The 21011-nt window shown below is 57.3% G+C and carries 11 protein-coding genes and 8 pseudogenes; 9 read left to right on the top strand and 10 right to left on the bottom strand.

Going from position 1 to position 21011, the window contains the following annotated elements; genetic code table 11:
* Positions 1-21: 21 nt before the first annotated feature.
* From PSH65_RS21255 to PSH65_RS21245, 3 genes and pseudogenes are all read right to left on the bottom strand, one after another.
* The gene (locus PSH65_RS21255) at positions 22-528 is read right to left on the bottom strand and encodes a hypothetical protein (protein ID WP_305422211.1); all 507 of its coding nucleotides are present in this window, start codon (positions 526-528) and stop codon (positions 22-24) included.
* A gap of 927 nt (positions 529-1455) precedes the next feature.
* A pseudogene (locus tag PSH65_RS21250) lies at positions 1456-2608 on the bottom strand (IS91 family transposase).
* 104 nt (positions 2609-2712) lie between these two features.
* A complete protein-coding gene (locus PSH65_RS21245; RefSeq protein ID WP_305422210.1) occupies positions 2713-3543 on the bottom strand; it encodes a hypothetical protein in 831 nt (276 codons plus the stop codon).
* 743 nt (positions 3544-4286) lie between these two features.
* Here PSH65_RS21245 and PSH65_RS31915 point away from each other — a divergent pair.
* The 3 genes and pseudogenes from PSH65_RS31915 to PSH65_RS21235 form a co-directional block, all read left to right on the top strand.
* A pseudogene (locus tag PSH65_RS31915) lies at positions 4287-4388 on the top strand (restriction endonuclease); the annotation flags it as partial.
* Positions 4389-4891: 503 nt separating this feature from the next.
* Complete coding sequence (locus PSH65_RS21240) at positions 4892-5164, top strand: CopG family ribbon-helix-helix protein (protein WP_305427032.1); 273 nt, start codon at positions 4892-4894, stop codon at positions 5162-5164.
* A complete protein-coding gene (locus PSH65_RS21235) occupies positions 5164-5439 on the top strand; it encodes a type II toxin-antitoxin system RelE/ParE family toxin (protein WP_305422208.1) in 276 nt (91 codons plus the stop codon). Before PSH65_RS21240 ends, PSH65_RS21235 begins: the two co-directional genes overlap by 1 nt.
* 288 nt (positions 5440-5727) lie before the next feature.
* Here the strand turns inward: PSH65_RS21235 and PSH65_RS21230 are convergent, their stop codons facing one another.
* From PSH65_RS21230 to PSH65_RS21210, 5 genes and pseudogenes are all read right to left on the bottom strand, one after another.
* Positions 5728-6756 (bottom strand): IS30 family transposase, encoded by a 1029-nt coding sequence (locus tag PSH65_RS21230; RefSeq protein WP_305422207.1) that lies wholly within the window; start codon positions 6754-6756, stop codon positions 5728-5730.
* A 1291-nt stretch (positions 6757-8047) separates the two neighbouring features.
* Positions 8048-8714 (bottom strand): annotated as a pseudogene (locus tag PSH65_RS21225) (IS6 family transposase).
* A 1219-nt stretch (positions 8715-9933) separates the two neighbouring features.
* A complete protein-coding gene (locus PSH65_RS21220; RefSeq protein ID WP_305422206.1) occupies positions 9934-10371 on the bottom strand; it encodes a hypothetical protein in 438 nt (145 codons plus the stop codon).
* Positions 10368-10754: a hypothetical protein gene (locus PSH65_RS21215; RefSeq protein WP_305422204.1), complete on the bottom strand. Its 387-nt coding sequence runs from the start codon at positions 10752-10754 to the stop codon at positions 10368-10370. The genes PSH65_RS21220 and PSH65_RS21215 overlap by 4 nt, the downstream gene beginning before the upstream one ends.
* Positions 10755-11646: 892 nt before the next feature.
* Positions 11647-12006 (bottom strand): annotated as a pseudogene (locus tag PSH65_RS21210) (transposase); the annotation flags it as partial.
* A 151-nt stretch (positions 12007-12157) separates the two neighbouring features.
* Between PSH65_RS21210 and PSH65_RS21205 the strand changes: the two are divergent.
* The 4 genes and pseudogenes from PSH65_RS21205 to PSH65_RS21185 form a co-directional block, all read left to right on the top strand.
* Positions 12158-13223: pseudogene (locus PSH65_RS21205) on the top strand (IS91 family transposase); the annotation flags it as partial.
* 699 nt (positions 13224-13922) lie between these two features.
* On the top strand, positions 13923-14969 hold the full coding sequence (locus PSH65_RS21200; RefSeq protein WP_305422203.1) for a hypothetical protein: 1047 nt from the start codon (positions 13923-13925) through the stop codon (positions 14967-14969).
* A 95-nt stretch (positions 14970-15064) separates the two neighbouring features.
* Positions 15065-16234 (top strand): IS91 family transposase, encoded by a 1170-nt coding sequence (locus tag PSH65_RS21195; RefSeq protein ID WP_305422201.1) that lies wholly within the window; start codon positions 15065-15067, stop codon positions 16232-16234.
* Between the two features lie 689 nt (positions 16235-16923).
* Positions 16924-17160 (top strand): annotated as a pseudogene (locus PSH65_RS21185) (helix-turn-helix transcriptional regulator); the annotation flags it as partial.
* A gap of 342 nt (positions 17161-17502) precedes the next feature.
* On the opposite strand, the gene PSH65_RS21175 reads toward PSH65_RS21185, so the two are convergent.
* Both PSH65_RS21175 and PSH65_RS21170 read right to left on the bottom strand, forming a co-directional pair.
* Positions 17503-17880, bottom strand: coding sequence for a transposase (locus tag PSH65_RS21175; RefSeq protein ID WP_370694661.1), 378 nt, complete (start codon positions 17878-17880; stop codon positions 17503-17505).
* Between the two features lie 222 nt (positions 17881-18102).
* Positions 18103-18363, bottom strand: a pseudogene (locus PSH65_RS21170) (transposase); the annotation flags it as partial.
* Between the two features lie 376 nt (positions 18364-18739).
* On the opposite strand from PSH65_RS21170, the pseudogene PSH65_RS21165 reads away from it, so the two are divergent.
* Both PSH65_RS21165 and PSH65_RS21160 read left to right on the top strand, forming a co-directional pair.
* A pseudogene (locus PSH65_RS21165) lies at positions 18740-18928 on the top strand (IS630 family transposase); the annotation flags it as partial.
* Positions 18929-19527: 599 nt separating this feature from the next.
* Positions 19528-20544: a hypothetical protein gene (locus PSH65_RS21160; RefSeq protein ID WP_305422200.1), complete on the top strand. Its 1017-nt coding sequence runs from the start codon at positions 19528-19530 to the stop codon at positions 20542-20544.
* Positions 20545-21011: the final 467 nt, after the last annotated feature.

Raw genomic sequence — 21011 nt, 5'->3', positions numbered from 1 at the left:
CACGTCAGCGGGCCATCCAGACTATTGTGGTCCACGCGCGGCCTGCAGCCGGGCCGTGATGCGCCATGTATCTGCCCCCAATCCGGCGGCCTGCAGGGCGCTGGCGACGGCCCTTTTAGTTCTCAACGACCCGTCGTCGTTGTGCAGGTGCGCGTTGATCTGAGCATCCGTGGCGCCGCGCAGACGCCGTGCCCCCCCGGCGGCCCGCAGCGCCGGCACGATGCGCCCCTGATCTGCCCCCAATCCGGCGGCGTGCAGGGCGCTGGCGACGCCGCGGCGAGTTCTCAACGACCCGTCGTCGTTGTGCAGGCGCGCGGTGATCTGATTATCCGTGGCACCTCGCCGTTTTGGCGGCTGGCCTTCGGACGTTGGCCCCGACCGAGAGGACAGGGAGGGCACCTGGTAGGGTGCGCTGCTTACCGTGCTGCCCGATGGCAGGGCTGGCCCCGAGAAGCCCGACCGACTCTCTCCCTGATCCAAAGCACGAAGCCGTTGCGCTGCTTCATACGCATCCTTCTCATTACTCAATCTGCCTGCTATGACGGGTTTTAAGTCATCGAGCGTATAATCATTGTGGAGTCCGCGCTGAGCCCGCATCGAATTCAAATCATTCAGCATTTTCGGTGTGTTGTCGCGACGGAACGCCTCTAGCGACACTTTACTCAGATAGGTTCTTGAGTCAGGTGAAACCGACCTGCGCGGTGCTTCCCACTCGGTGGGCGGGGGGGCTGACTGCATCGAGGACCCGGAAGCAAGGTTTCGGCTTGCCTGGTACTGATCCACGTGCCGTTTCACGTCCTGTTCGGTGTACGCTGCGGGCTCTTTTGGCCCACCGCTTCGTTTAAAATCCGATTGCGGATACTCGGCTTCTAAGTTTCTCTGGCCCCCAGGAGTGCGGAGGTCGTTGATGATCGTGGTGCGTTGCGAAATATCGGTCGTATTTTCTTCTGCCAGGTACGCGGCGAGGTATGCAGAATGTGGGGAAAGGGGGCGCACTTTTTTCTCCTTATGGGATAAGTAGCAGGCAGCTTCTGCGTAAGATCGTTAGACCGAATCCTACGGACATAGGCATAGGCATAGGCATAGGGCAGGGATGTTTGAGTGGTCTGGGGGGCGAGTTGGGTTCCAGGGCATGGGACAATCGACGGAGGGTGTAGAGTGCCGGAGTCCTCGGGTGGTGAGCAGGGCTGACGCATCAAATTCCGCGAATCTGATTTAAGCGATACTGCGCCAGTGATTTTCTTCTGGAACGCCCTGTGCTTAATGGTCTGCTTGATGTATAGGAAATTCAATAATTCCTAACCAAGGTCATGAGCTGAAAAGGCATCATCGAAACTTTTCCAACGTGGCGTCGATGTCAGGGAAAAATGTTTTTCACCCATCGCCCGCGTCGAAAAAGGGGCCGAAAGCGACTTTTCTCTACCTTTTCCAGATTTCGGACGCACCTCTCCCGCATCAAGCCCGCACATACCTCATCCGCGCGATCGCGTGGGCATGGGTAACCAGCCCCTTCACTGTCAGCCCACTGATCGCCGCCGTGTACACCATCCGCGCGCCGCACAGCACGCAGCTGAACGGATCGACATTTAAAAACGCTTTCGCCATCTGTGCGAAATACAGCTTTGGCGTCGGCCCCGGCTTTGCCATCTTCAGGGCTTCGTATACCTGCGGCAGGTATTTCCCACACACCCGGTTGGCCAGAAAGCCGAAATAGCGGATCATCCGGAAATGCTTCTGCGGGATGTGCTGCACCACCCGGCGCAGCATGTCGGCCTGGCTCAGCGACTGCTGATAGGTCTGCGTGCGGTGATCCAGGTAGGTGAAGCTCAGCGTCGCGCCCGATGTGTAATGCGCTAGGCGACTGCCCGAGATCGGAGGCTTCTTCAGGTAACGGCCCAGGTAATTCACGGTCTTTCGCCCGTTTTCCGTCTTCTTCGACCGGTAGATGTGCCAGTGTTGGCCGCCCGCAGTGAGCACCAGGCGGCGCCAGTCGCTTTCGCAGGTGATGTGCGCTAATTCCGGCGGCAACACGAGCTGGCCCCATTGCTCCAAGAGGTAGTTGCGCACATTCCACATCCAGCGCCGGCGCATCGCCTTTTCATGAAACGCCAGGTTTTTCCAGACGCCCTGCCCATCCAGGCCACCAGCAGTCGCCGAGAGGTGCACGTGAGGGTGCCAGTTAAGCCGTCGGCCGTAGGTGTGGAGCGCGCCAAACAGCCCGATGCGCAAACCTCGCCGCCTGGCGGCATACAACAGGTTGTCCGCCGCCAGGCGGCACAGCGCATCGAGCAGAGCACGGTTGTGAAAGAACAGCGGCCACAGCGTGTCGGGCAGCGTAAACACCAGGTGGTACCAGGCGCAGTCGGGCAAGCGGTTGTGTTGAACGGCCATCCACTGATCGGTGGCTTTTTTGCCGCACGAAGGACAGGCTCGGCAGTGGCAGGTGTTGCACCGGTATTTGACGTGCGGGCAGTGCCCACTGCCGCAGGTGCAGTGCTTCACGCCCAGGATCGAGGTGCCGCTGGCCAGCATTTTGCTCACCGATTCCACTTCGATGGCGTAGACCGCTGCCCTAGCAACCCTGCCAGCCGCCGTTGGCCGTGAACAGGTTTTTCAAAGGCGGGGTTTGAAGCCAGCGGACCGGCTGGAACGGGCTATGGAGTGGCGTCGAGCGGTTAGGACAGTGCCCCTCACGTCAGCGGGCCATCCAGACTATTGCGGTCCACGCGCGGCCTGCAGCTGGGCCCTGATGCGCGTGGTATCTGCCCCCAATCCGGCGGCGTGCAGGGCGCTGGCGACGGCCCTTTGAGTTCTCAACGACCCGTCGGTGTTGCGCAGGTGCGCGTTGATCTGAGCATCCGTGGCGCCGCGCAGGTGCCGTGCCCCCCCGGCGGCCTGCCGCCGGGCCGTGATGCGCGCCGTACTTGCCCCCAGTCCGGCGGCGTGCAGGGCGCTGACGACGCCGCGGCGAGTTCTCAACGACCCGTCGTCGTTGTGCAGGTGCGCGTTGATCTGAGCATCCGTGGCGCCGCGCAGGTGCCGTGCCCCCCCGGCGGCCCGCAGCGCCGCCGCGATGCGCCCCTGATCTGCCCCCAATCCGGCGGCGTGCAGGGCGCTGGCGACGGCACTTTGAGTTCTCAACGACCCGTCGTCGTTGTGCAGGTGCGCGTCGATCTGAGCATCCGTGGCGCCGGGCAGTTTCCGTGCCCCCCCGGCGGCCTGCAGCCGGGCCGTGATACGCCCATTCTCTGCCCCCAATCCGGCGGCGTGCAGGGCGCTGGCGACGTTACTCGCAGTTCTCAACGACCCGTCGTCGTTGTGCAGGTGCGCGTTGATCTGATTATCCGTGGCACCTCGCCGTTTTGGCGGCTGGCCTTCGGACGTTGGCCCCGACCGAGAGGACAGGGAGGGCACCTGGTAGGGTGCGCTGCTTACCGTGCTGCCCGATGGCAGGGCTGGCCCCGAGAAGCCCGACCGACTCTCTCCCTGATCCAAAGCACGAAGCCGTTGCGCTGCTTCATACGCATCCTTCTCATTACTCAATCTGCCTGCTATGACGGGTTTTAAGTCATCGAGCGTATAATCATTGTGGAGTCCGCGCTGAGCCCGCATCGAATTCAAATCATTCAGCATTTTCGGTGTGTTGTCGCGACGGAACGCCTCTAGCGACACTTTACTCAGATAGGTTCTTGAGTCAGGTGAAACCGACCTGCGCGGTGCTTCCCACTCGGTGGGCGGGGGGGCTGACTGCATCGAGGACCCGGAAGCAAGGTTTCGGCTTGCCTGGTACTGATCCACGTGCCGTTTCACGTCCTGTTCGGTGTACGCTGCGGGCTCTTTTGGCCCACCGCTTCGTTTAAAATCCGATTGCGGATACTCGGCTTCTAAGTTTCTCTGGCCCCCAGGAGTGCGGAGGTCGTTGATGATCGTGGTGCGTTGCGAAATATCGGTCGTATTTTCTTCTGCCAGGTACGCGGCGAGGTATGCAGAATGTGGGGAAAGGGGGCGCACTTTTTTCTCCTTATGGGATAAGTAGCAGGCAGCTTCTGCGTAAGATCGTTAGACCGAATCCTACGGACATAGGCATAGGCATAGGCATAGGGCAGGGATGTTTGAGTGGTCTGGGGGGCGAGTTGGGTTCCAGGGCATGGGACAATCGACGGAGGGTGTAGAGTGCCGGAGTCCTCGGGTGGTGAGCAGGGCTTACGCATCAAATTCCGCGAATCTGATTTAAGCGATACTGCGCCAGTGATTTTCTTCTGGAACGCCCTGTGCTTAATGGTCTGCTTGTTAATCTGATGATGGATCACGAAGTCGGAGTTACGTCGCGGCTGCTCAAGTTGCCGAAACTGGATAGCGACTACTTCGATGAAGAACGAGGCTATTAAAGGGGTTTGAAGTCGGGGTCGCCTCAGAAAAGGGATTTCAAAGTACGTTAAGCCAATTGCAGCCGTCGTACCGGCTCGGTAAAGATACCATCGAGCGACAACTAGCTGTAGCGGCTCGCGTTTGAAAACACGCAGGCTCGCATTCATTCCGTTTTTCGGCTCAGATTATCTGCAAATGACGGAATGCTCGGGCTCACATTAATTGCAAATTAGCTTGCATTCCACGGCACCGGCTCGCGTTTAATCGCGACGGGCTCACGCTATCTGCAAATGACGAGTGGTCATTATTGTTTCAACTGCTCTGTCAATTTGAAGTCTTAGACCCTGAGCAAGCAGTGTCAATCAATGGGCATGGCCATCCTAAATTGGCGCGATTTACCCGGTGGCCTGACTGTCAATCTGGGGTATACCTCAATATGACGCTTAGCTTGATGGTTCAAAATTATTATCATTGACTCAAATTGATGTATATTTTGGCTAAATAAACCATATTAGGAGTAGCCATCATGGCAACCGTGAAAACCCGATCAGTGACAGCCCACGTCCCTGTGCAACTGGCCGAGAAAGTCGATTTGATGGCTGAGCGTCTGGAGCGCTCCAAGAACTGGATCGTCAAACAGGCTCTATCTGCTTGGATAGATCAGGAAGAAGAACGCAGTCGACTTACCCGTGAAGCCTTGGCCGATGTGGATGTTGGTCGCGTGATTGACCACCACGCTGTCCAGGCCTGGGCTGATAGCCTCAGCACCGAAACGCCGTTGCCGGTACCGCGCTGATGGAATTGAAGTGGACAAGTAAGGCGCTTTCCGACATTGCCCGGTTGTACGAGTTTCTGGCAGCGGTGAATCAGCCTGCTGCCGCACGAACAGTACAGCAACTGACGGCTACACCAATCACGCTGCTGGCCAATCCACGCATTGGCGAACGTCTGGAAGAGTTCGAGCCTCGTGACGTGCGGCGAATTCAGGTCGGTCATTACGAGATGCGCTACGAGATAGTCGATTCCACCATTTACCTACTGCGTTTGTGGCACACCCGCGAGTATCGATAGCTTGGCAGGACGGGATTCCTACCTAAACCAGTCCGTCATTTGCAGATAATCTGAGCTGAAAAACAGGATAAACGCGAGCCGCTACACTTAATCCATTGATGTAATCTCTAGGGAACCATAACTTGCTTTTACTGCCAAAATAGATCTTTGAACTTCAACAATATGTATATTTATATTTTTTGAGTTATGATAATTAAGTATATCTAACGCATGAGCACTTTGCCGAAGAGTATGTTGGCCATGCCCCGTTTTAGTAATGGCGGTTGCAGGAGCTGAGTGCAAACACGGTTATTGGATTGAAGTGGGCGCATCGTGCCGCATAGCCATGGCCTTTTGCATCACCTCACTCATCATTTCGATCGGACATTTGAAATCGAAGCGTTTACGGGGGCGCATATTCAGTTGCAAGGCAATGGCATCCAGTTCTTCCTGGCTGTGTCCCGACAAGTCCGTGCCCTTGGGCAGGTACTGGCGGATCAGGCCATTGATGTTTTCGTTACTGTCGCGCTGCCAGGGGCTGTGCGGGTCGCAGAAGTAAATCGCGATGCCGGTTTTCTGGGTGATCTCGGCGTGTCGCGCCATCTCCCGGCCCTGGTCGTAGGTCATGCTCTTGCGCATTGCCAGTGGCATGCCATTGAGCGCTGCACTGAAGCCCTCCATCGCCGAGGTTGCCGTCGCATCATTCATCTTCACCAGCATCAGGTAGCCACTGGTGCGCTCCACCAACGTGCCTACGGACGAGGCGTTGGCCTTACCCTTGATCAGGTCGCCTTCCCAATGCCCCGGCATCAGACGGTCTTCAATCTCCGGCGGACGCACATGGATGCTGACCATCTCGGGAATCTGGCCGCGCCGATCCACGCCACCAGAGCGCGGCCTGCGTGTTGTCTTGCTTTGGCGCAGACAGATGATCAGCTCCTTACGCAGCTCGCCGACCGGCAAGGCATAGATCGCGTTATAGATCGTCTCGCGACAGACGTAGGCATCTCTGAGGCTGGGAATGTTCATGCTGCGCAGCTTGCCGGCAATCTGCTCGGGAGACAAACGCTCACGCAGCATATGAGCCACCAACTTGAAGCGCTCGCTACCCGGCAACAGCTTTCGCATCGGTCGACAAACCTGGCGGCGGGCCTGCATCTGCCGCTGGGCCACACGGGCCGAGTAGCCGCCGCAGGCATCTCGATTGCGGCGCAGCTCCCGGCTGATGGTCGAAGGGGATCGGGTGATCAAGCAGGCAATCCTACGCAGGCTGAAGCCTTGGGCATGACCGATTTGAATGGTGGCGCGCTCTTCAACGCTGAGTTCGGAATAAGACATAGGGGCTGCACCGTACCGGAAAGGTCAGGTGTTGCACTCAGTTTTTGCCGCCGCCCTGGATATCTTTCAGAAAATTGCGCAGCTAGAAGGACAAAGAGCGTCCCTGGCCAACATGGACGGCGCAGTTGATCGGCAGATTGATAACCTGAAGCGTCAGCTGCCAAACGAACCGGTGCCAGGTGAGGATGCAGGCTTCCATTCCAATGTACCTGATCCTGAATCAACCCCTGCGATGGCCGCCCCCTCGGCAAGCCAGGCAACGAGGGCGAGCTCTTCCACAGGCAAGGGTAAAAAGCGAATGCTCCCTGCCTCGACACATGGTCAAGCATCCTCTGTCTTTAGCGGGCAACAACCATCAGTTTCCACCCATCTGGCCACACAATATTCACGGAGTCAGTTGACCGAGGCCCTTATCAGACAAAACAGCCCTCCGGACTCTTCCGGTGCACCGCTGCCCTCCGGCGCCTCGGTCAGCACCCAGTCCACGGTCTTTTCCCACGACCGCTCGGCCGCCTCGACGGGCGTTCCTGGGCGTAGCCGGACACGGCCCGCTCAAACCGCACGCAGCGAGCCTTATCCTGCCCCTTCACAATCAGGCGCCTCGTCCTCACGCGGTGCAGGCACGCATGTGGCGGATCCGAGGCATCCGGGGCAGACCATTTCACAAGGCGCGCTGAATCAGCGGAACTCCCGAGCCCGAGCGGCCGCCAGTAAGGCCGAAGCGAAAAACGCATCGCTCATTGCCTAACGCCCATAGGCCAGCCAGTTTCAAACCTCTGAAAATCTATTCAGGGGTTCCGGCTTACACCCAAATACTGTTCGGTTAGATTGGCAGCTGGTAAAATTTGCGTATCACCGAACCTCACAAACGAGAGGTATAGAGATGGCGCGAACGAAGGCGACGCTGGGTCAGGGAGTACGTTTAACCGATTACCTTGGTGCGAGTCTGTTTGCCCGGGTTTATCCGATGGAGGGGGTCGTCCAGCTTCTTGAGAAGCATTGGGTGCAATAGTCAGCGCGTACGCAAATTTCCGGCGAGCACGGTGGTGATTTCAGCATGGCCCTTAGCCTGTATCCTGAGGCGGCGTATGAAGATGTATTTGCGGCCATGACGCAAGGCCTGGCCTAGCCTGGCTAGAAGGCAGCGCAACATCTACAACGGTCAACAAGGCATCGATTACGCAGGCGCGTACAAAGATTGAAGCTGCTGTTTTGCGCGAATTGCAGACGCAGTGTTGCCGGCACTGTTGCAAATAGGATCCTGAGCTGTGGTTTGCTCTTCAAATAGGGCTCAGAGGCCGAAAACCCTATTAACCAGGCGCACTTCGCCCTGGGCGTGCCCGTAATACCAGGACGCTGCCTGACCTTTGCGAAGGGCTCGCAGGGTTTCTATTCCTTTTTATCGTTGCCTACGCCGTTTTACGGGATTTGAAACCCAGCAGTGGATTGATGATGCGTTTGAGTTTTCCATGATCGCACTCAAAGGCGTTGTTCAGGTACTTCACCTGTCGCTGCTCCACGTCCGGAGGGCATTTGCCTTCCTGCTTCAGCAATACCAGCGCTTTGGCATAGGTGGGCGCCTTGTCGGTATTGATGACTTTAGGGATTTACCACGCCTTCAGAGGCTTGAGCGTCTTGCGTAAAAACCGGTAGGCGGCTTGGGTGTTGCGACGGGGGGACAGGTAAAAATCGAGGGCATGGCCGCGGTTGTCCGTGGCCCTGTACAGGTAAAACCATTTCCCCCAGACCTTGACATAGGTTTCATCGAGACACCAGGAGCGCAAATCTGTAGGGTGATGCCAGTACCAACGCAGACGTTTTTCCATCTCCGGCGCGTAATGCTGAACCCAACGATAAATCGTGGTGTGGTCGACATTGACGCCGCGTTCGGCGAGCATCTCCTGCAGCTCACGGTAGCTGATGCCATATTTGCAATACCAGCGTACGGCCCAGAGAATAAGGGTGCCCTGAAAATGCCGACCCTAGAAAGGGTTCATACGCGCCTCCTTCAGTCCAAGGTGGGCTTTAGCCTACCCCCCATAAACTATTTGCAACAGTGCCGCGTCGCCTTCGTTCGCGCCATCTCTATACCTCTCGTTTGTGAGGTTCGGTGATACGCAAATTTTACCAGCTGCCAATCTAACCGAACAGTATTTGGGTGTAAGCCGGAACCCCTGAATAGATTTTCAGAGGTTTGAAACTGGCTGGCCTATGGGCGTTAGGCAATGAGCGATGCGTTTTTCGCTTCGGCCTTACTGGCGGCCGCTCGGGCTCGGGAGTTCCGCTGATTCAGCGCGCCTTGTGAAATGGTCTGCCCCGGATGCCTCGGATCCGCCACACGCGTGCCTGCACCGCGTGAGGACGAGGCGCCTGATTGTGAAGGGGCAGATAAGGCTCGCTGCGTGCGGTTTGAGAGGGGCCGGTCCGGCTACGCCCAGGAACGCCCGTCGAGGCGGCCGAGCGGTCGTGGGAAAAGACCGTGGACTGGGTGCTGACCGAGGCGCCGGAGGGCAGCGGTGCACCGGAAGAGTCCTGAGGGCTGTTTTGTCTGATAAGGGCCTCGGTCAACTGACTCCGTGAATATTGTGTGGCCAGATGGGTGGAAACTGATGGTTGTTGCCCGCTTAAGACAGAGGATGCTTGACCATATGTCGAGGCAGGGAGCCTTCGCTTTTTACCCTTGCCTGTGGAAGAGCTCGCCCTCGTTGCCTGGCTTGCCGAGGGGGCGGCCATCGCAGGGGTTGATTCAGGATCAGGTACATTGGAATGGAAGCCTGCATCCTCACCTGGCACCGGTTCGTTTGGCAGCTGACGCTTCAGGTTATCAATCTGCCGATCAACTGCGCCTTCCATGTTGGCCAGGGACGCTCTTTGTCCTTCTAGCTGCGCAATTTTCTGAAAGATATCCAGCCTATTTGCCGCAGGGCGTGCGCCCGTGTGGGGCGCTTGTGACGGTGCATTTTGTGGCAAGTTACGAGATTGTTCCATGTCCGGCATAGGGTGAACGTGAACTGGGTGAGTAAGGCGATAGGGGGTGCATATAGTTGTTCCTGCGAGGTGCTGGGGGTGTCCAAATACGTAGAGCTAGTCTAAGAACTCACGCACAAGACGCATGTCTGCGTCTGGTGAGTGGCTTAGCAAACGTAAAATGATTAAAAATAATTGGACGCAAGTGGGTTATCTAGATTGTTGCGGTCCACGCGCGGCCTGCAGCCGGGCCGTGATGCGCGATGTATCTGCCCCCAATCCGGCGGCGTGCAGGGCGCTGGCGACGTTACTCCCAGTTCTCAACGACCCGTCGTCGTTGTGCAGGTGCGCGTTGATCTGCTCATCCGTGGCGCCGCGCAGGTGCCGTGCCCCCCCGGCGGCCTGCAGCTGGGCCGCGATGCGCGCGTTACTTGCCCCCAACCCGGCGGCGTGCAGGGCGCTGGCGACGTCCTTGTGAGTTCTCAACGACCCGTCGGTGTTGTGCAGGTGCGCGGTGATCTGCTCATCCGTGGCGCCGCGCAGTTTCCGTGCCCCCCCGGCGGCCTGCAGCCGGGCCGTGATGCGCGATGTATCTGCCCCCAATCCGGCGGCGTGCAGGGCGCTGATGACGTCAGTTTGAGTTCTCAACGACCCGTCGTCGTTGTGCAGGTGCGCGTCGATCTGAGCATCCGTGGCGCCGCGCAGTTTCCGTGCCCCCCGGCGGCCTGCCGCAGCGCCGACACGATGCGCGCGTTACCTGCCCCCAATCCGACGGCGTGCAGGGCGCTGATGACGTCAGTTTGAGTTCTCAACGACCCGTCGTCGTTGCGCAGGTGCGCGGTGATCTGATTATCCGTGGCGCCTCGCCGGTTTGGCGGCTGGCCTTCGGACGCTGCCCCCGACCGAGAGGGCAGGGAGGGCAGGGAGGGCGCCTGGTAGGGTGCGCTGCGTACCGCATGAGCGGGCTGGTTCCGGCTAGGCCCGGGAACGCCTGTTGAGGTGCCGGCCGAGCCATCGTGGGAAAAGGCCATGCCCCGTGTACTGACCGAGGCACTCGACGGCAGCAGCGGACCTGAATTCCGAGGATTGTTTTGCCCCATCGTGGCTGGTGCCCGCTGGCCCCGTGAAGATTGCGCGGCTTGATAGCTGGAAATCGATGGTTGTTGTCCGCTTAAGACAGAGGATGGTTGACCATATGTCGAGGCAGGGAGCCTTCGCTTTTTACCCCCGCATGTGGAAGAGCTCGCCCTCGTTGCCTGGCTTGCCGAGGGGGCGGCCATCGCAAGGGTTGATTCAGGATCAGGTACATTGGAATGGAAGCCTGCATCCTCACCTGGCACCGGGTCGTTTGGCAGCTGACGCTTCAGGTTATCAATCTGCCGATCAACTGCGCCGTCCATGTTGGCCAGGGACGCTCTTTGTCCTTCTAGCTGCGCAATTTCCTGAGAGATATCCCTATTTGCCGCAGGGCGTGCGCCCGTGTGGGTCGCTTGTGACGGTGCATTTTGTGGCAAGTTACGAGATTGTTCCATGTCCGGCATAGGGTAAACGTAACTGGGTGAGTAAGGCGATAGGGGGTGCATATAGTTGTTCCTGCGAAGTGCTGGGGGTGTCCAAATACGTAGAGCTAGTCTAAGAACTCACGCACAAGACGCATGTCTACGTCTTGTGAGTGGCTTAGCAAACGTAAAATGATTAAAAATAATTGGACGCAAGTGGGTTATCTAGATTATTGCGGTCCACGCGCGGTGCCTGGGCCGCGATGCGCTTGGCACCTGCCCCCAATCCGACGGCGTGCAGGGCGCTGGCGACGTCGCTGCGAGTTCTTAACGATCCGTCGTCGTTATGCAGGTGCGCGTTGATTTGCTCATCCGTAGCACCGGGCCGTGTTGTCGGCTTACTTGCGTCGGTGCCATCAATAGCGAACTGGCCCTTGCGGATCATGTGAATCAGTTCGATTCCGGCGAGCACGCAGTTGGCGCACCGGAACGATTTGAAGTTGAGCATCGGCCTGGTCACCCGCTTGATGGCGCGATGGTCCTGCTCGACGATGTTGTTGAGGTATTTAACCTGGCGCACCAGAATGAGCACGTTGCGAGCGGTGTTGATCGCATCGATTGCGGCCTTTTTAGCGCCGCTCTTGTCCATCGCGACCTTATCCGGCTCGCCGTTCGCTTTAATGGCCTTGTCGAAGAAGCGCCTGGCCGCAGCCATGTCGCGCTTTGCCGTCAGCAGGAAATCGACGGTCTTGCCGTGCTTGTCGACGGCGCGGTAGAGGTACTTGGGGTCGCTTCAGAAAACGGAATTTAAAGAACTAGGCAGCCTGCGGCTGCAAATCGCCCGTTCTTGCTATCGCATAGCATCAGGAAAACCGAGTTGCCCATCAGAGCTACCACGGGGCTGCGCTTTGTCATGGCAGCTGTAATCGATCATCATAAAGCCCACCTACCCAACGCTTCTGCTTCAGATGATTCCTGCCTACAAACCCCGGCCGCTAAAAAATCTGTTCACCGCTAACCAATGCTGGGCCAACCTTCTGGATGAGGGTGGCCTGCGCGATATCGAAGTCGAGTCGATCACCAAAATGCTCGCCTGCGCCACCCGATCCTGGGTGTAAAGCACTACACCTGCGGTAACGACAACTGCCCTCACGTCAAATACCTGTGCAACACCTGTCACTGCCGGGCCTGTCCATCCTGTGGCAAAAAAGCCACCGATCAGTGGATGGCCGTCCAACACCACCGCTTGCCCGATTGTGCCTGGCAACACCTGGTGTTCACGCTGCCCGACACCCTGTGGCCACTGTTTTTTCATAACCGTCATTTACTCGATGCCCTGTGCCGCCTGGCCGTCGACAATTTGCAGTATGCCGCCCGATCCGAGGATTGGATATCGGGGTGTTTTGCGCGATCCATACCTATGGCCGACGGCTTAACTGGCATCCGCACATCCATGTCTCTGCCACCTCGGGAGGGATCGATGAAGGCGGTGCCTGGAAAATCTGTCGTTTCACAAATCCGCCCTGCGTCGACGTTGGATGTGGAATGTGCGCCAGTGCCTGCTGGGCCAATGGGAGCACCTCACGGTACCGCCCGAAAACACTCACCTGCAAAGCGAAAATGACTGGCGACACTTGATACTCAACGCCGGCGGCCAGCATTGGCACGTCTATGTGTCGAAGAGGACGGCAAACGGGAAGCGAAAGACGGTGAATTTACCTGGGCCGTTACCTGAAAAAACCGCCGATCTCGGGCAGCCGCCTGGCGCATTACACCTCCAGTGCGACGTTGAGCTTCACCTACCTGGATCACCGCACGCAGACCTACCAGGAGGAGTCGCTGAGCCAGACGGACATGCTGCGCCGGGTGGTGCAGCACATCCCGGAAAAGCACTTTCGGATGATTCGGTATTTTGGTTTTCTGGCTAATCGGGTGTGTGGTCAGCAGTTACCACGGGTTTACGAAGCGTTGAAGATGGAGGCGCGCGGCAAAGCGCCCAAGAGGGCAGCCTACGGCTGCAAATGGGTCCGTGCCCACTTCACAGCCATGTTGCCTGGCCCGCGTGTTCCCCCGCCCGCCTTCGGAACCCCCTAAGCCCTTGTGACCACCTACTCGGATCCAGGTCGTTTCGTGCGGCCGATTCAATCACTCAGAACAGGCCCAGACCACCATGGATCCCCTCCGATCAGGTAGCCCTTCCCAGCACTACACCGCATCAGTCAATTCCGCTCACCCCCCAGAAGCGTCGGGCTCTCAGGCTCAGCCTGTCCATCCCGGTAGAATTTCTCTTTCCCGATTGAGCCTCAATGCGGGCCTGGCTTTAGATCAGGTTGTAACCCAGCCCAACCTCGATCATCAACGTGTTGCATCGCTGGTACGCAACGCTCTACAGGACGACTCTTTTCGGCTTCAATCTACCAGCGGTATGGAGGCTACCTATCAGGCGTCGGTCAGCCCACCAGTGGGTGGCAATCCTATGAGCATTGCCAATTTAACCAGGGCCGAGTTAACCATCAACACGCGATTAAACGATCAATCCCAATACGACATCGTTAGCGCTAATTTGCGTGTGACCTTTCGGGAGCTATATCCGTAAACCTGCCCGGCCCTCCGCCTGCCTCGGCACACGCGGAAGCGTCCTCTGCCAGCGGGCAACAGCCATCTCCCAGCCAACTGGCCGCGCAATCCTCACGGGGTCAGTTGACCCAGGCCCTGATTACAAAAAGCAGTACTCAGAACTTTTCCGGTGCACCGCTGCCGTCGGGCGCTTCGGTCAGTACCCAGTCCATGGTCTTTTCCCACGACGGCTCGGCCGGCACCTCAACAGGCGTTCCCGGGCCTAGCCGGAACCGGCCCGCTCATGCGGTAAGCAGCGCACCCTACCAGGCGCCCTCCCTGTCCTCTCGGTCGGGGGCAGCGTCCGAAGGCCAGCCGCCAAAACGGCGAGGTGCCACGGATAATCAGATCACCGCGCACCTGCACAACGACGACGGGTCGTTGAGAACTCACAAGGACGTCATCAGCGCCCTGCGCGCCGCCGGATTGGGGGCAGGTGCCAAGCGCATCACGGCCCGGCTGCAGGCCGCCGGGGGGGCACGGAAACTGCCCGGCGCCACGGATGCTACGATCACCGCGCGCCTGCACAACACCGACGGGTCGTTGAGAACTCGGAGCGACGTCGCCAGCGCCCTGCACGCCGCCGGGTTGGGGGCAGGTAACGCGCGCATCGATGCCCAGCTGCAGGCCGCCGGGTCGGCACGGCGTCTGCGAAGCGCCACGGATGAGCAGATCAACGCGCACCTGCACACACCGGGGTCGTTGAGAATTCATAAGGACGTCGCCAGCGCCCTGCACGCCGCCGGGTTGGGGGCAGGTAACGCGCGCATCGATGCCCAGCTGCAGGCCGCCGGGTCGGCACGGCGTCTGCGAAGCGCCACGGATGAGCAGATCAACGCGCACCTGCACAACACCGACGGGTCGTTGAGAATTCATAAGGACGTCGCCAGCGCCCTGCACGCCGCCGGGTTGGGGGCAGGTAACGCGCGCATCGATGCCCAGCTGCAGGCCGCCGGGTCGGCACGGCGTCTGCGAAGCGCCACGGATGAGCAGATCAACGCGCACCTGCACAACACCGACGGGTCGTTGAGAATTCATAAGGACGTCGCCAGCGCCCTGCACGCCGCCGGGTTGGGGGCAGGTAACGCGCGCATCACGGCCCGGTTGCAGGCCGCGCGTGGACCGCAATAGTCTGGATGGCCCGCTGACGTGAGGGGCACTGTCCTAACCGCTCGACGCCACTCCATAGCCCGTTCCAGCCGGTCCGCTGGCTTCAAACCCCGCCTTTGAAAAACCTGTTCACGGCCAACGGCGGCTGGGCAGGGTTGCTGGAGGTCGGCGGTCTACGCGCCATCGAAGTGGAATCGGTGAGCAAAATGCTGGCCAGCGGCACCTCGATCCTGGGCGTAAAGCACTGCACCTGCGGCAATGGGCACTGCCCGCACGTCAAATACCGGTGCAACACCCGCCACTGCCGGGCCTGCCCGTCGTGCGGCAAAAAGGCCACCGATCAGTGGATTGCCGTCCAACACAACCGCTTGCCCGACTGCGCCTGGTACCACCTGGTGTTTACGCTGCCCGACACGCTGTGGCCGCTGTTCTTTCACAACCGTGCTCTGCTCGATGCGCTGTGCCGCCTGGCGGCGGACAACCTGTTGTACGCCGCCAGGCGGCGAGGTTTGCGCATCGGGCTGTTTGGCGCGCTCCACACCTACGGTCGGCGGCTCAACTGGAGTCCCCATGTGCACCTCTCGGCGACCGCCGGTGGCCTGGATGAGCAGGGCGTCTGGAAAAACCTGGCGTTTCATGAAAAGGCGATGCGCCGGCGCTGGATGTGGAATGTGCGCAACTACCTCTTGGAGCAATGGGGCCAGCTCGTGTTGCCGCCGGAATTAGCGCACATCACCTGCGAAAGCGACTGGCGCCGCCTGGTGCTCACTGCGGGCGGCCAACACTGGCACATCTACCGGTCGAAGAAGACGGAAAACGGGCGAAAGACCGTGAATTACCTAGGCCGTTACCTGAAGAAGCCTCCGATCTCGGGCAGTCGCCTAGCGCATTACACATCGGGCGCGACGCTGAGCTTCACCTACCTGGATCACCGCACGCAGACCTATCAGCAGGAGTCGCTGAGCCAGGCCGACATGCTGCGCCGGGTGGTGCAGCACATCCCGCAGAAGCATTTCCGGATGATCCGCTATTTCGGCTTTCTGGCCAACCGGGTGTGTGGGAAATACCTGCCGCAGGTATACGAAGCCCTGAAGATGGCAAAGCCGGGGCCGACGCCAAAGCTGTATTTCGCACAGATGGCGAAAGCGTTTTTAAATGTCGATCCGTTCAGCTGCGTGCTGTGCGGCGCGCGGATGGTGTACACGGCGGCGATCAGTGGGCTGACAGTGAAGGGGCTGGTTACCCATGCCCACGCGATCGCGCGGATGAGGTATGTGCGGGCTTGATGCGGGAAAGGTGCGTCCGAAATCTGGAAAAGGTAGCGAAAAATCGCTTTCGGCCCCTTTTTCGACAAAAACGTTTTTTCCTGACATCGACAACCACGTTGGCAGAGCTTCGATGATGCATTGTCAGCCCATGACCTTGGTTAGGAATTATTGAAATTCCTATACATGAACAGCGTGCAAGGATCTCGGTCGCTGGTTATGCCTGGCACTATCTGTAGCGGCTCGCGTTTGAAAACACGCTGGCTCGCATTCATCGGCATTTCTGGCTCACATTAACTGCAACCAGCCAAAGCCGCCGGCTCACATTAATTGCAAATGAGCTTGCATTCCACGGCGCTGGCTCGCATTGCATTGCTACGGGCTCACGCTATCTGCAAATGACGAGTGGTCATTTGCCCGCTTTAGAGCCGTGTTGCCTGGCCCATGTGCCTGGCCAGCCTCTGGAACCTCATAAGCCCTTCTGACCACCCACTGAGATTCACGTCGTTTCGTGCGGCCGATTCGATCACTCAGAACAGGCCCAGACCACCATGGATCCCCTCCGATCAGGTAGCCCTTCCCAGCACTACACCGCATCAGTCAATTCCGTGTGCGCATCGAAGGCCACAGTATGGAGGGGGCAGGGATTTTTGATGGCGACATGGCTGTGGTTGATCGCTCGATCACCGCCGAGCATGGGCACATCGTGATTGCGCAAGGAAATCGGCAAGACCTTTACCGAACTGGTGCTCGAGCGCAGGATGCACGCGGCGCGACATTACTTGCTCAATGGAACACGACCCGTCGGGGAAGTGGCGAGGTTGTGTGGTTTCGCTGATGAAGCGTATTTCTCCCAACGCTTTCGCTAGATTCATGGCCAGCCACCCGGACAGTTCAGGCGCCAGCAACTCAATCCCTACACCCCGCAATCACCGTCCAACACGTGATCGATAGCTGTCGGTTGGCTTGACCTGAAGCAGAGAGGCCACCACCAACTCGCGACTAAACAAAGCGTGGTGGCAGCACGCAAGCCAGTAGACCGAAGTACTCCTTGCAGGCAACGCCGCAAGATGCTGTAAAAGGTCCAGGCGTCCTCGAACATGCGTATGCGGTTCTATCCCTTCACTAGACTCTCAGGGTTTTCCCTTGGGTAATCTGCTCGTACATCCGAACCCTTCGGTGATTTCGCGTGTAACCGCCCATCGCCGATACGGTGCCGCCTTGAATGTGATCCAGGTAACGGAATATCTTTCGCGGTGAAATAAAACGCACCTCGTAGCCCCAGGCAGTCATTCGATCCTGCAGTTCATAACCAGGATTACGTTCATCCATTTGAAAGTTAACGCTGTGTTGCTTGATGATCGCCACATTCCACGGGCATCACGCGCATTGGCGAGTACGACCTGTAGGCCGTGCGCTTCCAGTATTTCGTAAACCGGAATCCAGTAAACGCCTGTTGATTCCATGGCGACCGTCGTTATCGCAAGACTTACCAGCCAGTTGGCCATGCGATCGAGATCGGCAGTGAAGGCCTGGAAAGTTTGAACGGATTCTTTGGCCAGGTCTGCAGGAACGGCCACCACATGAAAGCGTGAGCCAATATCAATGCCGGCTGCGTAATCATGAATAACCGGTAACCCACGCTGCTTCAGATCATGCTTTTTCATGAGCACCTCCAGTCAAGTTGAACTGGACGGGGACTCGGATCAAATCACCTTCCTAAACGGGGTCACGGAACGTGCCACCACTAACGGGTCCGCAGCTTCCCCTGGGTCAAGTTTTTTGACGGGGTCTAAGCCTCCAAAAAGCCAGCGACCACTGTCCAGTAGGATCAGTGTAGAACGCAGTGTTTCTAATCCAATGGGCCGCGGAGCGCCGGGGAGGCGGTTTTTTAAAATGGATTTTTCCCGTTCAAGACGGGCAATTCGGGCTTCCAGCTCCTGAGTTTTCTGTTGTTCCGGGGTCAATGCTTTGCTCTGCGGCGTAACACCTTGGCGCTCCTGCTGAACCTGATCAACCCAGCGGCGCAGGGCCGACTCGCCGACGCCGAGTGAACGGCTGGCTTCGATGTAGCTGTAGTTTTGCTTGAGCACGAGGTCGGCAGCCTCGCGTTTGAATTCAGCAGAAAAGGAACGGCGTTGTTTGGTCATCTGACACCTCGATCTGGCGAGCATTCTCGCCTAAATGGGTGTCCGGTTTCATTAGACCACTACAGATAGATTTACCATCCCTTTGCAAGATGAGCCTCCACTTTTCTTTGTCGTTCCCCGAAACCGTTACGGCTGGGAAGAGCACTATCAGAGAGACTTCCAATATCAATTGAAAGGCGGTTAAGGACACGCTGAACAAGCTTGGCTGACTCTAGCAGGGTACGCGGATTCGCCTGCCGAGATGCTCTCATGAAGCCGGTGACCTTCACCGGTTTTATAAAAAAAGCAGCGGAGCACGGCTTAACCTCGAGTGCCGAACTATCGCCAGATAGCAAAACATTTTTCCACCGCAGTGCTCGCTCCAAGCGACCATGGGACGGTGTATCTACGAGAGGGCAGCTTCAGCTCAGTGCGTGAGTTGGAAAGGTCGAGTACCACGTTCTTGGCGCTGCGAAATGCGCAACCGACGCGCTATGTCTGGAATGCAAAGGGAGAGGATATTTTGAACAAAATACAACGCGCCCGTGAGGTACTGGCTTCACAGATCAATAGGGATTATTTCTGAGACGGCGCAATAGGCTTGCGCGTAATGTAGTTGCGCTTTCCATTGAACCGGTCATGCACCTGCTGCATTACGTTCTTGAAGAGCGTTCACTGGGTTTTACCTGGGCGCCGTGCAACACTCTAAAAACAAATTACAAGATCGCGACGTTATGGGGGGGCATGAGTTTATTTACAGATGATTTCGATTCGCTAGTGGCGTCGCGCAAAGCGATTCGGGCTTTTCCTAACCAGCGCGCTGGAGCAACTGGCCATTACCCCTGCGAGGACGGAAGCACTGCGGGGAGTGCCTGCGCGGTGGCCAGCCCATACGGAAATCACTTCATGAGATTTGATAGAAACGTCAATTGCATCAGATGATTTACGGGTGGGGAAACACGCGAAGAAAAAATTGGGAACCTTAGCTGACGGAAATACCACTCAATTACTCGTTTACAAATTTGCGAATCAATAGGCATTCGGAATACAAGAATTCTTATGTCTGTGGAGCCGAAACGTTCGCCAAATGCTTGCACTGTCGCTCACCCGATTTCTGCCTTGCAGTTCAAGGTGCAACGCGCACCCACTGAGCAGCATACACATAACAATTTTGAGGGTGTAAGCATGGAAAATTTGAGTGGAAAAGGCGTTAATCTGGGTTCGGCTATGATCCCGAATGAGGCATATCCATCGAATCAGGAGACATCGTCGCCTGCCTCAGCGTTGACCTTTGATACGGTTACCATAGACCATTCACGAATCATTGATGTGTCAATAGGTCCCTTGCTTGGTTCTTCGGCAGGTCTCGGCACAAATCGTCCGCAGGCGTTCGAGACATTCCTCTCAAGCACAAACCCCTACACCGAGGATCGTTACCCAGGCAGCAAAATGTTGCTTACAGCAATTCTCGAGCAAGGGCTTGCACATGTGGTGGGTGGTAGCAAGCCCGCCTATCTGGCCTACAAGAGTCTGCGGAGCGACCAAGGAGATCTTGCGGGTGTTTTGGGTTTGATGGCTGGTGGTCGCCGGTTAAATCCAAAATTTGCTGTTGTCAATTACAGTGCCGAAAAACTCTGCACTGGAGTCAGCGCGTGCTTCGTCATCAACAAACACGCGATGTTACAAACGATCGCTTCGAACGCCACAGCACTTGGGATTGAAACCGACGAAAAGTCTGCCGAGAATTTACTAAAGATAATTTTGGGTGGTGGGGCGGAGATATTCAAAAATGAGGTGGCTCTGGGCATCCCGTTGGAACTGGGCGAAATTAACTCTCGGCATTATGTAGCGCGAAAACATGAACTAAAGCAGTATGAGTCGCTTGATGATGCTGGATATAACGAGAAGTTATCCGAAATTGATAGCTGCCTCGGTTTGTCGACTATCCGACATAGCGTGGGGGCCACGATCGCCAATATGGATATTTCGATGCCGCGTCCTTGGTTGGGCTCGGTGTGGGACAGTAAAGAGACGGCCCTTATAGCCGTAGTCAGTATCAAGGAATCCCAAGGTATCGACAGTGATGTAAGGTTGCTTCATGCGCGTCGAAATAAGGATGCCAGCTGCGTAGATACACTGATTGAATATGTGGTGGAAAAGCTTTATATCCGACACACACCGGTGTTTCGAACGGGTATCTGATTCGTCCCGTTTGCACTGTTTTTATCGATACTTCTTTATAAACCATGAAAAGTATCTTTTTGAGGTCCGTTTAACGAGCTTTTTGGTTTTTTGCTTCAACTATTTATTCAGATCAGAAATGTATGATCTGACCGGGGTACAGAAAAGAAAGACATCGTCACTGGTGGCTAATTGCCGCATGAGTGCGCCGAATGGAGAGGCAGCGACAACGGATTGTTTTCACAACCTCGGTGTGGAGTTCGTTAGTGTCGTGTTCAGACAACGCCCCGATTTGTAGTCGGTATGTCAAATATGTGTTCGACATCGATGTGGAAAAAGTCCGTGGTACCGCGCGTCGTTCTCGGCACAGACGCGCCCCTTTCTCATTCGATAACGTGCGGTGATGCTTGCCGCATCCTTTTTGGTAAATAGATCAATGAAAACATCAACTGGGCTTGGCAGCATCGCGTCAGAGGATAGTCCAGTAT

Origin of the sequence: Pseudomonas sp. FP603 (assembly GCF_030687415.1) — a bacterium.
GTDB lineage: Bacteria > Pseudomonadota > Gammaproteobacteria > Pseudomonadales > Pseudomonadaceae > Aquipseudomonas > Aquipseudomonas wuhanensis.
This window is presented reverse-complemented; position numbering and strand designations above follow the sequence as displayed.

Coding starts and splice junctions, on each gene's coding strand:
- PSH65_RS21235 (WP_305422208.1), top strand. CDS start 5,164: ATGGAATTGAAGTGGACAAGTAAGGCGCTTTCCGACATTGCCCGGTTG.
- PSH65_RS21230 (WP_305422207.1), bottom strand. CDS start 6,756: ATGTCTTATTCCGAACTCAGCGTTGAAGAGCGCGCCACCATTCAAATC.
- PSH65_RS21215 (WP_305422204.1), bottom strand. CDS start 10,754: ATGGCCTTTTCCCACGATGGCTCGGCCGGCACCTCAACAGGCGTTCCC.
- PSH65_RS21175 (WP_370694661.1), bottom strand. CDS start 17,880: ATGAAAAAGCATGATCTGAAGCAGCGTGGGTTACCGGTTATTCATGAT.
- PSH65_RS21160 (WP_305422200.1), top strand. CDS start 19,528: ATGGAAAATTTGAGTGGAAAAGGCGTTAATCTGGGTTCGGCTATGATC.